Here is a 14,689-nt window from a genome sequence, read left to right on the forward strand (position 1 = left end):
GGACGTTCGCTTGGCTCGCATCGTCCTCAAGATCGACGTCGACACGCTGCGCGGCACGCGCGAAGGCGTGCCGAATCTCGCGCGCATCTTCGACCGCTTCAGTGCGCGCGCGACCTTCCTCTTCAGCCTCGGGCCCGATCACACGGGCTGGGCGCTGCGGCGCGTGTTCCGCCCCGGCTTCCTGAAGAAGGTGTCGCGCACGTCGGTGGTCGAGCATTACGGCGTGAAGCAGCTGATGTACGGCGTGCTGCTGCCGGGCCCCGACATCGGCCGCCGCGCGATCGCCGACATGCGCACGATTCACGAGGCCGGCTTCGAATGCGGGATCCACACGTGGGATCACGTGTACTGGCAGGACAACGTCCGCGTGCGCGATCGCGACTGGACCGCGCGTGAAATGCAGAAGAGCCACGCGCGCTTCATCGAGATCTTCGGCGCGCCGCCCGTCACGCACGGCGCGGCCGGCTGGCAGATGAACGATTCCGCGTTCGAGCAGATCGACGCATGGGGGATGCGCTACGCATCCGATGGCCGCGGCCATTCGCCGTACCTGCCCGTCGTCAATGGCCGCACGCTGTCGCACGTGCAGATGCCCACCACGCTGCCGACGCTCGACGAAGTGCTCGGCATCGACGGCGTCGACACGCACAACGTCGCCGCGCACATCCTCAAGTTCACCGAAACCAATCCGCACGACCAGGTGTTCACGCTGCATGCGGAACTGGAAGGCCAGAAGCTCGCGCCCGTGTTCGAGCAACTGCTCGCCGGCTGGCGCGCGCAAGGCCACACGTTCGCGACGATGGGCGACTACCACGCAGCGCTGGACCGCGACTCGCTGCCATCGTACCCTGTCACGTGGGGCGAAATTCCCGGCCGCTCCGGCGAACTGATCGTTCAGCCCGACTGAGTTCGCGCGCGCCGGCGTCGCCCGCTGCGCCCTTGCGGCGCACTGCCGCGACGCCCCGCCGAACCGCGCCGCCGCAGCGGCGCCTTTCCATAACAACAGGAGAAACACGTGTCCGTCGAAGTTGACCGTCAAGTTCCCGATTTCACCGCACCGGCCACGGGCGGCGACATTTCGCTGTCCGACCTGAAGGGCAGGAAACTCGTGCTGTACTTCTATCCGAAGGACAACACGCCGGGCTGCACGACCGAAGGGCTGCAGTTCCGCGATCTCTATCCGAAGTTCAAGAAAGCCGGCGCGGAAGTCATCGGCGTGTCGCGCGACAGCCTGCGCTCGCATGACAATTTCAAGGCGAAGCTCGAACTGCCGTTCCCGCTGATTTCCGATGCCGACGAAGCGCTGTGCGCGCTGTTCGATGTCATCAAGATGAAGAAAATGTATGGCAAGGAAGTGCGCGGAATCGAGCGCTCCACGTTCCTGATCGACGCCGACGGCGTGCTTCGCCAGGCATGGCGCGGCATCAAGGTACCGGGTCATGTGGACGACGTGCTAAGTGCTGTACAAGCGCTTTGAGGCGCGTTATATTGGGCCGCAATGAATGCCAGTTCGCCCCATATTTCTCGTAGCTGCGCCGGTGCTCGTTGCGATGCTTGCCGGCACCTGACGCGCATTACGACCGTATCAGCCGAGCCGCATGCCTCTATCGACGAGGCAGCGGCTTTTTTTATGGATTGCGCGCCGGGCCTCGGTCCGGCCCTCACCGCGTCAAGGAGCTGATCGACACTTAGGCGAACCGGCTAGACGAACTTCCTGTGCGCCACCGCGCGCAAACTGCATGCGTCTACGTCACGCAGGATGCGATCAGCGGCGCACCCCATGCGACACGATTCCTCCCGAGGGACACCATGCCTTTGCCTACTCCCCCCAGCAAGCTCGGCAGCCTGCTGCCGCCCGACGAATACAAGGCGAAAGCGCGGCCCGCGAAAGCCGCGAAGAAATCCGCCGAAGGGGACGCATCCACAGCCGGTGACTTTGGTCCGGCGAGCGTGGCCCAACCGATGACCGAAGCCGCGAACACGGCCGCGCCGCTGCGCGCCGTCGCGTCTTCGACGCAAGATGCCGCAAGCACACCCGCACGTGGCCGCAAGCCGAAACAGACGGCTGCCCTGCTGCAGCCGATGCCGGCGGCCGCCGAACCCGCGGCGCCGATCGTCGCGCGCAACGACAAACCGGCTGCCGACAGACCGGCCGCCGCCCCCGCGCGCGATACCGGCGCCGCGACGAAGTCGCGCAGCCGCAAGCCCGCCGAAGCCGAACAGCAGAAGCTGTTCGTGCTCGACACCAACGTGCTGATGCACGACCCGAGCAGCCTCTTCCGCTTCGAGGAACACGACGTCTATCTGCCGATGATGACGCTCGAGGAACTCGACAACCACAAGAAGGGGATGTCCGAAGTCGCGCGCAACGCACGCCAGGTCAGCCGCACGCTCGACGCGCTCGTCGCCGATGCCGGCGCGATCACGGCCGGCATTCCGCTGTCGCGCCTCGGCAGCCGCGAGGCGCTCGGCCGCCTGTACTTCCAGACCAAGCTCACGGATATCGCGCCCGTCGAAGGCTTGCCCGAAGGCAAGGCCGACAACCAGATCCTCGGCGTCGTGCGCGCGCTGCAGCGCGACCGGCCCGACCGTCAGGTCGTGCTGGTGTCGAAAGACATCAACATGCGGATCAAGGCGCACGCGCTCGGCCTGCCCGCGGAAGACTACTTCAACGACCAGGTACTCGAGGATTCCGATCTCCTGTACAACGGCGTGCGCGAACTGCCGCAGGACTTCTGGACCAAGCATGCGAAGGGCATGGAGAGCTGGCAGGACACGAAGACGGGCACCACGTACTACCGCGTGACGGGCCCGCTCGTCGCGTCGATGCTCGTCAACGAGTTCGTCTATCTCGAGCCGCAGAACGGCGAGCCGACGTTCCATGCGATCGTCCGCGAGCTGAACGGCAAGACCGCGCTGCTGCAGACGCTGCGCGACTACAGCCACCACAAGAACAACGTGTGGGGCATCACCGCGCGCAATCGCGAGCAGAACTTCGCGCTGAACCTGCTGATGAACCCCGAGATCGACTTCGTCACGCTGCTCGGCCAGGCCGGCACCGGCAAGACGCTCGTCGCGCTCGCGGCCGGCCTCGCGCAGGTGCTCGACGACAAGCGCTACAACGAGATCATCGTGACGCGCGCGACCGTGCCCGTCGGCGAGGACATCGGTTTCCTGCCGGGCACCGAGGAAGAGAAGATGCAGCCGTGGATGGGCGCATTCGACGACAACCTCGAAGTGCTGCAGAAGACCGACGACGCGGCTGGCGAATGGGGCCGTGCCGCGACGCAGGAACTGATCCGTTCGCGCCTGAAGGTGAAGAGCATGAACTTCATGCGCGGCCGCACGTTCGTCGACAAGTACCTGATCATCGACGAGGCGCAGAACCTGACGCCGAAGCAGATGAAGACGCTCGTCACGCGCGCGGGCCCGGGCACGAAGATCGTGTGCCTCGGCAACATCGCGCAGATCGACACGCCTTACCTGACCGAGGGCAGCTCGGGCCTCACGTACGTCGTCGACCGCTTCAAGGGCTGGGGGCACAGCGGCCACGTGACGCTCGCGCGCGGCGAACGCTCGCGGCTCGCCGACTACGCGTCGGACATCCTGTAACGCGGCCAGCCGGCCGATCGGCCGACTGTCGACGCCTCGCGGCGCTCCGGAAACGGAGCGCCGTTTTTATTTGGGGTCGAAAACGCAAGTAACGCTTCGTCACGCAACAACGCCGTTTACGCGCGAAACTTCAAGTAAATTCTCAAGAATGGTTGCTTAAGCCCCGCCGGAGCGTCTACCATCGGGTCTGTCTGTTGTCATACGATTCGCGAGCGCGCCGCGCTTGCCCGCCTTGCCATGCTTCGAATCTGGGTTCCCGTTGCTGTCGTTTCCCTGCTTGCGGCCTGCTCCAGCGTGCCGCCGCAGTCGGCATCGCGCTCCGATTCGGGCATGAGGATCACGACACCGCGCGCGTTTCCCGCTCCTGCCAATTTCCCGAAATTCGTCGATCACAGCGTCGGCCAGGAAGAAATCTCGATCCAGGCGATGAGCCTCGTCGGCGTCCCGTATCGCTGGGGCGGCAACACACCGACGAGCGGCTTCGACTGCAGCGGGCTCGTGCGCTACGTGATTGGCCGCGCGGCCGACGTGAACCTGCCGCGCACGACCGCCGACATGAGCAGCCGCGGCGTATCGATCGACCCGGACCAGATCGCGCCGGGAGACCTGATCTTCTTCAATACGACCGGCCGCGCGCATTCGCACGTCGGCATCTACGTCGGCAAGCTGCGCTTCGTCAACGCACCGTCGACGGGCGGCACCGTGCGGCTCGATTACCTGACGAACCCGTACTGGGCCAAGCGTTTCGACGGTATTCGCCGCGTCGCGCCGCCGCGCGGGGCGCCTACGCCGTTCGACGCGCCGACCTACGAGGCGAAGCGCGACGAGCCGCGCAGCGCGCCGGCGGCCGTACCGGCCACGGTGGTCGCAACTGCCGCTGCGCCGCGGCCGCCTGCCTATGCGTCGTCGCAAGCGAGAGCGACGCAGGCGCCTGCGCCCTCGCCCGTCATCGCTGCCGCGCCGGTCGTGACGACCGCCGCAGCCGCAGCTGCTGCCCCGGCCGCCGATCCGTACGAACCGCCGCCACCGCGTATGCAGGCCGCGCAGCAACAGGCAACGTCAACGAATGACAGCATGACCGCGATGACGGCCAATGCAGCGCCTGCCGCCCCGGTGGAGTCCGGCACGCAGATTCCGACGACGGCGCTCACGGCCGCCCAGGCCGCCGCGTTCGATGCCGAACCGCCACCTGCCGCCGCGTCGGCGTCTCCGCGCAGTATCGAGCCCGCACCTGTGCAGGTATTGCGCGCGTCGACGCAATCCGCGCCTGTCCGCCCGCGCACTAGTACGACAGACGATCCGATCGCGCGGTTTGCGAACGAAAGCTACTGACCGGTTGCCCGAAGCTCGACAATAAATGACGTTGGCGGTATCTGCCGCCGCCCCCGCCCTTTCCGTCGAAAACTTCTCCGCTCCAAAAGAAAATGCGCCGCAGCCTCTCGGCTTGCGGCGCATCGGATGTCGATCCGGCTACGACGTCGGCAATCAGAAGATCTGGTGGCCGAGCCACCATCCGCCGGCCGCGAACAGCGCGGCCGCGGGCAGCGTCAGCACCCATGCCCACACGATGTTGCCGGCCACACCCCAGCGCACGGCCGACAGCTTCTGCGTTGCACCGACACCGACGATCGCGCCGGTGATCGTATGCGTGGTCGACACCGGAATGCCGAGGAACGATGCGAGGAACAGCGTCATCGCGCCACCGGTTTCCGCACAGAAACCGCCGACCGGCTTGAGCTTCGTGATCTTCTGGCCCATCGTGCGCACGATGCGCCAGCCGCCGAACAGCGTGCCGAGGCCCATCGACAGATAGCACGCGCCGATCACCCACGCCGGCGGCGCATCGGCGGTTGCCGACGCATAGCCCGACGCGATCAGCAGCATCCAGATGATGCCGATCGTCTTCTGCGCGTCGTTGCCGCCGTGCCCGAGGCTGTACAGCCCGGCCGACAGCAGCTGCAGCCGCCGGAAGCGCCGGTCGACCTTGCTGGGCGCGGTGCGGAAATACAGCCACGACACGCCGAGCATGAACAGCGAGCCGAGGATGAAGCCGAGCAGCGGCGAGATGAAAATGAACGCGATGGTCTTCAGCAGCCCGTCGATGTTCAGCGAGCTCCAGCCCGACTTGGCGAGCGCTGCACCGACCAGGCCGCCGATCAGCGCGTGCGACGAGCTCGACGGAATCCCGTAGTACCACGTGATCACGTTCCAGCCGATCGCACCGACCAGCGCGCCGAATATGACGTAGTGGTCGACGATCTCGGGGTCGATCGTGCCTTTACCGACGGTCTGCGCGACTTTCAGGTGGAAGATGAAGTACGCGATCACGTTGAACGCGGCCGCGAACACGACGGCCTGCTGGGGCTTCAGCACCCCGGTCGACACGACGGTGGCGATCGAGTTCGCCGCGTCGTGAAAGCCGTTCATGAAGTCGAATACGAGCGCGACGAGCACCAGCGCCGCGACCATCCATAGGGCGAGTTGTATCGAATGCATCGTGGTCCGCTCAGGCGTTTTCCAGCACGATGCCTTCGATGATGTTCGCGACGTCCTCGCACTTGTCGGTGATCTCTTCGAGCAGCTCGTAGATCGCCTTCAGCTTGATGAGCGTCTTCACGTCGTCTTCCTCGCGGAACAGCTTCGACATGGCCGCACGCAGCACGCGATCGGCCTCCGACTCCCAGCGGTCGATCTCCTCGCACTGCTTGAGGATCTGCGCCGACTGCTTCATGTCGGAAAGCATGGCCACTGCCTGCTGCACGTGCTGGGCCGACTGCGTGACGATGTGCGCGAGCTGGCTCGCTTCGGACGTGACGGCACGGACGTCGTACAGCGACACGGCCGTCGCGACGTCTTCCATCAGGTCGAGGATGTCGTCCATCGTCGTGATCAGCTTGTGGATCTCGTCGCGATCGAGCGGCGTGATGAACGTCTTGTGCAGCAGATCGATCGCCTCGTGCGTGAGCTTGTCGGCGGCCTTCTCGGCAGTCTGCACGTTTTGCTTGTGAATCTCGGCGTCGGCGAGATTGTCGATCAGCAGTTCGAGTTCGCGGCCACCGGAAACGATGTGCTTCGCGTGCGCGTTGAAGAGTTCAAAGAACTTGCCCTCGGTGGGCATGAATCGACCGAACATGGGATTCCTGAGAGATTGTCAAACTACTGTCACGAAAACGGGCGACATTGTACCGTTTTCGGTCGCGACGCGACGCGCGCACATGCGCGCGCCGGGATTGGATACAACGTTTGGCGATTTAGGGCTTTACAAACCGGCGTTACTCGCCGTAGAACGTCTGCGCCCCCGCAAAGTTGTCGAACTTCGTGTATTGCCCCAGGAACGTGAGCCGAACGGGGCCGATCGGACCGTTACGCTGCTTGCCGATGATGATTTCGGCCGTGCCCTTGTCGGGGCTGTCCGGGTTGTAGACTTCGTCACGGTAGATGAACAGGATCACGTCCGCGTCCTGTTCGATTGCGCCCGATTCGCGCAAGTCCGACATCACCGGGCGCTTGTTCGGACGCTGTTCGAGGCCGCGGTTCAGCTGCGACAGCGCGATCACCGGCACGTCGAGCTCCTTCGCGAGGCTCTTCAGCGATCGCGAGATTTCCGAGATTTCGGTCGCGCGGTTCTCGCCCTGCGACGAACCCGACATCAGCTGCAGGTAGTCGACGATGATCAGGCCGAGCTTGCCGCACTGCCGCGCCAGACGCCGCGCGCGCGAGCGCAATTCCATCGGGTTCAGGCCGCCCGTCTCGTCGATGAAGAGCTGCGCCTCGCTCATCTTCTGCACGGCGTGCGTCAGTTTCGGCCAATCCTCGTCCGTCAGGCGGCCCGTGCGCATCCGGTGCTGGTCGAGCCGGCCGATCGAGCCGAGCATCCGCATCACGAGCTGGGTGCCCGGCATTTCCATCGAGAACACCGCGACCGGCAGCCCGTACTCGACCGCGACGTATTCGCCGATGTTCATCGAGAATGCGGTCTTGCCCATCGACGGTCTTCCCGCAACGATGATCAGTTCGCCGCCGTGCATTCCCGACGTCATCCGGTCGAGGTCGACGAAGCCCGTCGGCGTGCCCGTGACGTCGCTCGGGTTCGCCGTGTGGTACAGCGTATCGATGCGCTCGACGACCTGCGTGAGCAGCGGGCCGATCTCGAGGAAGCCCTGGTTGCCGCGCGCGCCCTCTTCGGCGATCGAGAACACCTTCGACTCGGCCTCGTCGAGCAGCTGGCGGACTTCCTTGCCCTGCGGGTTGAACGCATCGGCCGAGATCTCGTCGGCGACCGACACGAGCCGGCGCAGCACCGCGCGGTCGCGCACGATTTCCGCATAACGGCGGATGTTCGCCGCGCTCGGCGTGTTCTGTGCGAGCGCGTTCAGGTAGGCAAGCCCGCCGACGTCGTCGGCCTTGCCGGACGTGGTCAGCGCTTCGTACACGGTCACGACGTCGGCCGGGCGCGTCGACGCGATCAGGCGGCCGATGTGCTCGTAGATGATCCGGTGGTCGTAGCGGTAGAAATCGCCTTGCGACAGGAAGTCGGCAATCCGGTCCCAGGCCGCGTTGTCGAGCAACAGGCCGCCGAGCACCGACTGCTCGGCTTCGACCGAATGCGGCGGGACTTTCAGCGATTCGATTTGAGGATCTTGCGGCGCGTTCATGGGTTGGGATTATCGCGAATAGATGGCGGCAGCGCTACCACCGCTTGCCGGCGAGCGCGCAATAAAAAAGGCAGGCCCCGGTTGCCCGGGCGCCTGCCCTTGTCCGGACGGCGGAAGCCGCCCGGAAAGCTTGCGTACGCTTACGCGTGGTCGCCGATCACGTTGATCGTGACGTCGACGACGACGTCCGTATGCAGCGCGACCTGGACGCTGTGCTCGCCGATCATTTTCAGCGGGCCTTCCGGCATGCGAACTTGCAGCTTCTCGACTTCGAAACCTGCCTTCTTCAGCAGTTCCGCGACGTCGCCGTTCGTGACCGAGCCGAACAGACGGCCGTCAACGCCCGACTTCTGCGTGATTTCGAACGACTGGCCGTTCAGCTTCTCGCCGACTGCCTGCGATGCTGCCAGCTTTTCAGCGGCGATCTTTTCGAGTTCAGCGCGGCGAACTTCGAATTCGGCGATCGCTTCCTTCGTTGCGCGGCGAGCCTTGCGGTTCGGGATCAGGAAGTTGCGAGCGTAACCGTCCTTGACCTTGACGATGTCGCCGAGGTTACCCAGATTGGCGACTTTTTCCAACAGAATGATTTGCATTCGAATTCTCCTTTTTGCGTCGCCTGATTACGCCTTGTGCTGATCGGTGTACGGCAGCAGCGCGAGGAAACGCGCACGCTTGATGGCCGTATCCAGCTGACGCTGATAGTGCGCCTTCGTACCCGTCAGACGAGCCGGCGTGATCTTGCCGTTTTCGCCGATGAAGTCCTTCAGCGTTTCCGTGTCCTTGTAGTCGATCTGCTCGACGCCTGCGGCCGTGAAACGGCAGAACTTCTTGCGCTTGAAGAGCGGGTTTTGTTGCTGACGACGCTTGTCGAATTTCTTACCAGTCGGGCGGGGCATGATTTCAGTCCTTTCCAATGTCCTGCAATGCTGTGATGTGAAACACCAAGGTTCTCGCGTTGCGGCTCTTTTTTGCCAGGAAGCCCGTGAACAGCGTTTCGACGCCCATTTCACGACTCTCCAGCCTGCCGCTCGCCTCACCGGCCGCCACCGCCTCGATCGTCATTTCGACCTGACGGGGAATGCCTGCTTCGACGACTTCCGTGCGGTGATGCAATGTGGCGCTTGCGATCGGAACACCTGCCGGCGTATATCGCACCGGTGCGCGTTCGACGACGCTTGCCGTCAATTGCAACCTGTTCACGTGAGTGACGCGCTCCTTGATGGCTTAATGAGTGACGAACTTAAGCCTGCGCTTCGGTCGGCTGAGCTGCAGCCGCCTTCTTGGCTTCTTCGCGCTGAACTTCCTTCATCATCGGCGACGGGCCGGTTTCGGCCTTCTTCATCTTGACGATGAGGTGGCGCAGCACGGCGTCGTTGAACTTGAACGCGTGTTCGAGTTCGTCGAGCGTCGTCTGGTCGCACTCGATGTTCATGCAGACGTAGTGAGCCTTCGCGAGTTTCTCGATCATGTAGGCCAGTTGGCGACGGCCCCAGTCTTCGACGCGGTGGATCTGACCGCCGTGCGACGTGATCGTGGTCTTGTAACGCTCGATCATCGCGGGCACTTGCTCGCTCTGATCGGGGTGCACGATGAATACGATTTCGTAATGACGCATTACACACTCCTTGTGGATTAAAGCCACCCGGGCGTCTGAACCGGTGTGGCAAGTGAGAAGCCGAAGATTCTAACCCGGATACGGGGCACATGCAAGACCAATCGACGATTCGCACGCGGATTCGGCCATGTTTTCAACGACTTGAAGGGCGCGCCCGGCAAGCGGGCCGCCCTTCGACTCTCTTTTCCCGGTCAGGGTCGGAACAAAAGCGCGCGGCGGGCCCGCAGCCCGCAGCCGTGCCGTCACTCGGTGCGCGTGACCCCGAGCCGCGCATCGAGCGCGGTCCTGAATGCCGCGAGCGCCGACGGCTCGGCGTCGGTCACGGCCCACCACGTCATCCCGGCCGCGTCCCACCGGTCGAGCGCGTAGCCCTGCGACACGGTCGAGTACGGCGCCCCCGGCCCCTCCCCGGCCGGCCGCACGTAGACGTCGATCACGTGCTGCCGGTAACGGTAGACGAGCACCGCGACGCGGCGACGCCCGACGTAGTCGAGCCGGCCGCCGACCAGCGCGAAGCCGTCCGCCGCGAGATCCTCGACCGGCGGCGCATAGTCGATCCGGCCGTTGAACCACGGCTTGACCGTATGCCGGTCGGTCGAGATCACGTCGATGTCGCGCGCCGACAGGTCGGCCCGCACGTGGCTCGACACGAGTTCGTCGACCGTGCGGTCGGTGTCGGCGTGGCGGGCGGACAACGCCATCCCGCCCGCCGCGGCAAGCGCCACCAGCAGCGCGACACCCCAGCCGAGGCCGGGCAGCGCGGCAACGCGCGGCCCCATGCCGGCCGACACCGGGCGTGCCGCCCCGCCACGGTCCGTCAGCCACGAAAACCAGCGGCGGCCACGCGGACGCGGCTGCGGCTTTGAGCGCCGTTCGTGCTGCGGCTCCGCCCGCGCCTGCTCGCGCACGGGTGCATCGGCCGCTGCCGGCAGGCTCGCGAGAATGCTGGCCCGCAACGCATCCGGCGCACGGTGATAGTCAGCCTGGCGCACGGCCTGCACCAGCGTGACGATCCGCGCGCGTTCGCGGCGGCACGCTTCGCACCCTTCGACATGCTGCTGGACCCGCAACGCATCGGGCGCCGACAGCTCGCGGTCGACGTCCGCGTCCAGCAACGCTCGCGCTTCGTTACAGTCCATCGATAGCCTCCGATGCGGTTCCGCCAGCCGGCGTACGGCCCGGCCTGCCTTCGGTCGCCGGTGCCGGCGGGCCGCCCAGCAGCGCGGCGAGCTTGCGCCGGCCCCGTGCGAGCCGCGACATCACCGTGCCGACCGGCACGTCCGCGATCGCCGCAATCTCGCGGTAGCTCAGGTCCTCCATCTCGCGCAGCACGAGCACCTCGCGGTATTCGGGCGGCAGCTTCGCGAGCGCTTCGTTCACGAGCCGCACGTTCTCGCCGCGCAGCAGGTGCGCGAGCGGATCGTCGGTCGCCGGTTGCCAGTCGTCGGGCACGTCGGTGTCGTCGAGCGTGTCGGGCAGCGCGACCTCGTGCGCATGCGTGCGGCGTCGCCATTCCGTGTACCAGGTATGGCGCACGATCGTCAGCAGCCACGGCCGCGCGTTGTCGCCGCGACACGAATCGACGAAGCGCAGTGCGCGCATGCACGCGTCCTGGACGACGTCGTCCGCATCGCCGGCGTTGCCGCTCAGCCAGCGCGCGAGATTGTATGCGGCGTCGAGATGCGGCAGCACGAGCGCACGAAACCGCTCGCCACGCGCAACCGCGTCGTCTGCCGACCGCTCTTCGACCGCCTGTCCGGCTTGCCCCACATGGCCTCCCTGGTCCCGGCGGCCGAAGCCGCGCCCGTTCCGGACACGGTGCCCGGACAGACCGGCAACGTGCACGCTTGATGACCTTACCGTCGTTGCGTCGAGTTTATTCCCGCGCCGCGCGGCTGAAGCGCAAATAAATCGTCAAACGGCCCGGTGGCCAGGCCGTCCGTGCCGGTTACGGCGTGGTGCTCCAGTAGCCCGGGCTCGCATAAGCGGCGCGCAGGTAGTCGATGAAGTAGCGCACGCGCGCCGGCACGTAGCGCTGCTGCGGGTAGACCGCGAGGATGTCGTAGTCGGGCAACGCATATTCGTCGAGCACGGTTTCAAGCTCGCCCGTCTCGAGCTGGGCGGCGATTTCCCACGTCGAGCGCCAGCCGAGCCCGAGACCTTCCGCCACCCAGCGGTGCAGCAGTTCGCCGTCGTTGCAGTCGAGATTGCCTGCGACACGCATCGTCGCGATCTTGCCGTGGCGCTGGAAATACCAGCCGCGGTTCTGCCCGCCCTGCAGGTTGAACGCCAGGCAGTTGTGCTTGAGCAGGTCGTCGAGCGACTTCGGCCGGCCATGCTGGCGGAAATATCCGGGCGTGCCGCACACCACGCGCCGGTTCGACGCGAGCTTCACCGCGACGAAGTTCGGATCGACGGCCCCGCCGATCCGGATCGACAGGTCGTAGCCTTCGCGTACGAGATCGACGACGCGATCGGTCAGGTTGAACGACAACTGCATCTCGGGCTTGTCGGCCAGAAAGCCGGGCGCATGCGGCGCGACATGCTTGCGCCCGAATGCGGCCGGCGCGGACACGATCAGGTGCCCGCTGACCGCGCGCCGCCCGGCGGCCAGTTCGTTCTCGGCCTGGTCCCATTCGGACAGGAGGCCGCGGCAGCGCTCGAGGAACGCCGCGCCCTCCTCGCTGACCACCAGCCGCCGCGTCGAACGGTACATCAGCTTCACGCCGAGACGCTTTTCGAGCGCGTCGATGCGTCGCCCCAGCACCACCGGCGACACGCCCTCCTCGAGCGCCGCCGCCGCCAGGCTGCCGGCATCGGCCACCCGCACGAACGTCTCGATCTGCTTGAAGCGATCCATCTCCCGCCTCCGTCTCCGTTCCGGCGCCAGCGGAAAGCCCGCCAGGCCGTCATTCCATACTTTTAGTTTCGAAAAAAGCGACTGCGGCTGATCTTATCAAACCTTTCCTGCATCCCTAAAGTGTCCCCAACAGACCCATTTGCAAGATCCACCCCATTCAAGGAGACATTCATGGCCAAGATGAGAGCCGTCGACGCAGCTGTGCTCGTGCTCGAGAAAGAAGGCATCCAGACCGCATTCGGCGTGCCGGGCGCAGCGATCAACCCGTTCTACTCGGCCATGCGCAAGTCCGGTGGCATCAGCCACGTACTGGCACGCCACGTCGAAGGCGCGTCGCACATGGCCGAAGGCTTCACGCGTGCGGCCCCGGGCAACATCGGCGTGTGCATTGGCACGTCGGGCCCCGCCGGCACCGACATGATCACGGGCCTCTACTCCGCCTCGGCCGACTCGATTCCGATCCTCGCGATCACGGGCCAGGCACCGCGTGCCCGCCTGTACAAGGAAGACTTCCAGGCCGTCGACATCGAGTCGATCGCGAAGCCCGTCACGAAGTGGGCCGTCACCGTGCGCGAGCCGGCGCTCGTGCCGCGCGTGTTCCAGCAGGCATTCCACCTGATGCGCTCGGGCCGTCCGGGCCCGGTGCTGGTCGACCTGCCGATCGACGTGCAGCTCGCCGAAATCGAATTCGACATCGACACGTACGAACCGCTGCCGGTCTACAAGCCCGCGGCCACCCGCGCGCAGATCGAGAAGGCGCTCGCGATGCTCAACGACGCGGACAAGCCGCTGATCGTGTCGGGCGGCGGCGTGCTCAACGCGGCGGCGGAAGACCTGCTCGTCCAGTTCGCCGAAACGATCGGCGTGCCGGTGATCCCGACGCTGATGTCGTGGGGCGCGATTGCCGACGACCATCCGCTGATGGCCGGCATGGTCGGCCTGCAGACGTCGCACCGCTACGGCAACGCGACGATGCTCGCGTCCGACTTCGTGCTCGGCATCGGCAACCGCTGGGCGAACCGCCACACGGGCAGCGTCGAGGTCTATACGAAGGGCCGCAAGTTCGTGCACGTCGACATCGAACCGACGCAGATCGGCCGCGTGTTCGGCCCGGATCTCGGCATCGTGTCGGACGCGAAGGCCGCGCTGGAGCTGTTCGTCGCCGTTGCACAGGAATGGAAGGCCGCCGGCAAGCTGAAGGATCGCAGCGCGTGGGTGTCGGAATGCCAGGAGCGCAAGCGCACGCTGCAGCGCAAGACGCACTTCGACAACGTGCCGGTCAAGCCGCAGCGCGTGTACGAAGAGATGAACAAGGTGTTCGGCCGCGATACCTGCTACGTCAGCACGATCGGCCTGTCGCAGATCGCCGCCGCGCAGTTCCTGCACGTGTTCAAGGCACGCAACTGGATCAACTGCGGTCAGGCCGGCCCGCTCGGCTGGACGATCCCCGCCGCGCTCGGCGTGCGTGCAGCAGACCCGGGCCGCCCGATCGTCGCGCTGTCCGGCGACTACGACTTCCAGTTCATGATCGAGGAACTGGCGGCCGGCGCGCAATTCAAGCTGCCGTACGTGCACGTCGTCGTGAACAACTCGTACCTCGGGCTGATCCGCCAGGCGCAGCGTGCGTTCGACATGGACTACTGCGTGCAGCTCGCGTTCGACAACGTGAATGCGCCGGAACTGAACGGCTACGGCGTCGACCACGTGGCCGTCGCGGAAGGCCTCGGCTGCAAGGCGCTGCGCGTGTTCAAGCCGGAAGAGATCGAGCCGGCGCTGCGTCAGGCGCAGACGCTCGCGGAAGAGTTCAGCGTGCCGGTGGTCGTGGAAGTGATCCTCGAGCGTGTGACGAACATCTCGATGGGCACCGAAATCGACGCGATCAACGAATTCGAGGATCTCGCCGAAAAGGCCGAGCACGCACCGACCGCGATCTCGATGCTCGACTGA

The 14,689-nt window shown here is 65.5% G+C and carries 15 protein-coding genes and 1 pseudogene; 5 read left to right on the forward strand and 11 right to left on the reverse strand.

The annotated features are described in order from the left end of the window. Positions 1-10: 10 nt before the first annotated feature. Both LXE91_RS15165 and LXE91_RS15170 read left to right on the forward strand, forming a co-directional pair. On the forward strand, positions 11-907 hold the full coding sequence (locus LXE91_RS15165) for a polysaccharide deacetylase family protein (protein ID WP_039366973.1): 897 nt from the start codon (positions 11-13) through the stop codon (positions 905-907). 108 nt (positions 908-1,015) lie between these two features. Continuing rightward, complete coding sequence (locus LXE91_RS15170; protein ID WP_031403668.1) at positions 1,016-1,477, forward strand: peroxiredoxin; 462 nt, start codon at positions 1,016-1,018, stop codon at positions 1,475-1,477. Positions 1,478-1,669: 192 nt separating this feature from the next. Here LXE91_RS15170 and LXE91_RS43665 read toward each other — a convergent pair. Then, positions 1,670-1,914 (reverse strand): annotated as a pseudogene (locus LXE91_RS43665) (hypothetical protein); the annotation flags it as partial. On the opposite strand from LXE91_RS43665, the gene LXE91_RS15175 reads away from it, so the two are divergent. Together LXE91_RS15175 and LXE91_RS15180 are read left to right on the forward strand one after the other, a co-directional pair. Next, positions 1,810-3,612 (forward strand): PhoH family protein, encoded by a 1,803-nt coding sequence (locus tag LXE91_RS15175; protein WP_039366980.1) that lies wholly within the window; start codon positions 1,810-1,812, stop codon positions 3,610-3,612. The pseudogene LXE91_RS43665 and the gene LXE91_RS15175 sit on opposite strands and share 105 nt — an antisense overlap. A 237-nt stretch (positions 3,613-3,849) precedes the next feature. Further along, positions 3,850-4,944 carry a C40 family peptidase gene (locus LXE91_RS15180; RefSeq protein ID WP_039366982.1) on the forward strand — a complete coding sequence of 365 codons (1,095 nt, stop codon included), beginning with the start codon at positions 3,850-3,852 and terminating at the stop codon, positions 4,942-4,944. Between the two features lie 153 nt (positions 4,945-5,097). Here LXE91_RS15180 and LXE91_RS15185 read toward each other — a convergent pair whose 3' ends face one another. The 10 genes from LXE91_RS15185 to LXE91_RS15230 all read right to left on the reverse strand — a co-directional run bounded on the left by LXE91_RS15185 (position 5,098) and on the right by LXE91_RS15230 (position 12,742). Then, positions 5,098-6,108, reverse strand: coding sequence for an inorganic phosphate transporter (locus tag LXE91_RS15185; RefSeq protein ID WP_046543500.1), 1,011 nt, complete (start codon positions 6,106-6,108; stop codon positions 5,098-5,100). Between the two features lie 10 nt (positions 6,109-6,118). Further along, entirely contained in the window at positions 6,119-6,745 is a 627-nt protein-coding gene (locus LXE91_RS15190; protein ID WP_039366987.1) for a DUF47 domain-containing protein, read from the reverse strand. 139 nt (positions 6,746-6,884) lie between these two features. Then, complete coding sequence (locus LXE91_RS15195) at positions 6,885-8,267, reverse strand: replicative DNA helicase (RefSeq protein WP_006486249.1); 1,383 nt, start codon at positions 8,265-8,267, stop codon at positions 6,885-6,887. Between the two features lie 140 nt (positions 8,268-8,407). Continuing rightward, positions 8,408-8,860, reverse strand: a complete 453-nt coding sequence (gene rplI / locus LXE91_RS15200; protein ID WP_039366989.1) for a 50S ribosomal protein L9 — start codon at positions 8,858-8,860, stop codon at positions 8,408-8,410. Between the two features lie 27 nt (positions 8,861-8,887). Next, positions 8,888-9,163 carry a 30S ribosomal protein S18 gene (gene rpsR / locus LXE91_RS15205; protein WP_006486248.1) on the reverse strand — a complete coding sequence of 92 codons (276 nt, stop codon included), beginning with the start codon at positions 9,161-9,163 and terminating at the stop codon, positions 8,888-8,890. A gap of 4 nt (positions 9,164-9,167) precedes the next feature. Beyond that, on the reverse strand, positions 9,168-9,467 hold the full coding sequence (gene priB, locus LXE91_RS15210; RefSeq protein WP_011657069.1) for a primosomal replication protein N: 300 nt from the start codon (positions 9,465-9,467) through the stop codon (positions 9,168-9,170). Between the two features lie 40 nt (positions 9,468-9,507). After that, a complete protein-coding gene (gene rpsF / locus LXE91_RS15215; RefSeq protein ID WP_006402295.1) occupies positions 9,508-9,882 on the reverse strand; it encodes a 30S ribosomal protein S6 in 375 nt (124 codons plus the stop codon). Between the two features lie 242 nt (positions 9,883-10,124). After that, on the reverse strand, positions 10,125-11,021 hold the full coding sequence (locus tag LXE91_RS15220) for an anti-sigma factor family protein (RefSeq protein WP_278068097.1): 897 nt from the start codon (positions 11,019-11,021) through the stop codon (positions 10,125-10,127). Continuing rightward, positions 11,011-11,652, reverse strand: coding sequence for an RNA polymerase sigma factor (locus LXE91_RS15225; RefSeq protein ID WP_039366995.1), 642 nt, complete (start codon positions 11,650-11,652; stop codon positions 11,011-11,013). The genes LXE91_RS15220 and LXE91_RS15225 overlap by 11 nt, the downstream gene beginning before the upstream one ends. A gap of 178 nt (positions 11,653-11,830) precedes the next feature. Continuing rightward, on the reverse strand, positions 11,831-12,742 hold the full coding sequence (locus LXE91_RS15230) for a LysR family transcriptional regulator (RefSeq protein ID WP_039366999.1): 912 nt from the start codon (positions 12,740-12,742) through the stop codon (positions 11,831-11,833). Between the two features lie 171 nt (positions 12,743-12,913). Between LXE91_RS15230 and gcl the strand changes: the two genes are divergently transcribed. Beyond that, positions 12,914-14,689, forward strand: coding sequence for a glyoxylate carboligase (gcl, locus tag LXE91_RS15235; RefSeq protein ID WP_039367001.1), 1,776 nt, complete (start codon positions 12,914-12,916; stop codon positions 14,687-14,689).

The organism is Burkholderia contaminans (assembly GCF_029633825.1).
Lineage (GTDB): Bacteria > Pseudomonadota > Gammaproteobacteria > Burkholderiales > Burkholderiaceae > Burkholderia > Burkholderia contaminans.

What these genes read in the sequence shown, in the direction of transcription:
- LXE91_RS15175 (WP_039366980.1), top strand. Translation starts at nt 1,810, where the DNA reads ATGCCTTTGCCTACTCCCCCCAGCAAGCTCGGCAGCCTGCTGCCGCCC.
- LXE91_RS15180 (WP_039366982.1), top strand. Translation starts at nt 3,850, where the DNA reads ATGCTTCGAATCTGGGTTCCCGTTGCTGTCGTTTCCCTGCTTGCGGCC.
- LXE91_RS15185 (WP_046543500.1), bottom strand. Translation starts at nt 6,108, where the DNA reads ATGCATTCGATACAACTCGCCCTATGGATGGTCGCGGCGCTGGTGCTC.
- LXE91_RS15190 (WP_039366987.1), bottom strand. Translation starts at nt 6,745, where the DNA reads ATGTTCGGTCGATTCATGCCCACCGAGGGCAAGTTCTTTGAACTCTTC.
- LXE91_RS15195 (WP_006486249.1), bottom strand. Translation starts at nt 8,267, where the DNA reads ATGAACGCGCCGCAAGATCCTCAAATCGAATCGCTGAAAGTCCCGCCG.
- rplI (WP_039366989.1), bottom strand. Translation starts at nt 8,860, where the DNA reads ATGCAAATCATTCTGTTGGAAAAAGTCGCCAATCTGGGTAACCTCGGC.
- rpsR (WP_006486248.1), bottom strand. Translation starts at nt 9,163, where the DNA reads ATGCCCCGCCCGACTGGTAAGAAATTCGACAAGCGTCGTCAGCAACAA.
- rpsF (WP_006402295.1), bottom strand. Translation starts at nt 9,882, where the DNA reads ATGCGTCATTACGAAATCGTATTCATCGTGCACCCCGATCAGAGCGAG.
- LXE91_RS15220 (WP_278068097.1), bottom strand. Translation starts at nt 11,021, where the DNA reads ATGGACTGTAACGAAGCGCGAGCGTTGCTGGACGCGGACGTCGACCGC.
- LXE91_RS15230 (WP_039366999.1), bottom strand. Translation starts at nt 12,742, where the DNA reads ATGGATCGCTTCAAGCAGATCGAGACGTTCGTGCGGGTGGCCGATGCC.
- gcl (WP_039367001.1), top strand. Translation starts at nt 12,914, where the DNA reads ATGGCCAAGATGAGAGCCGTCGACGCAGCTGTGCTCGTGCTCGAGAAA.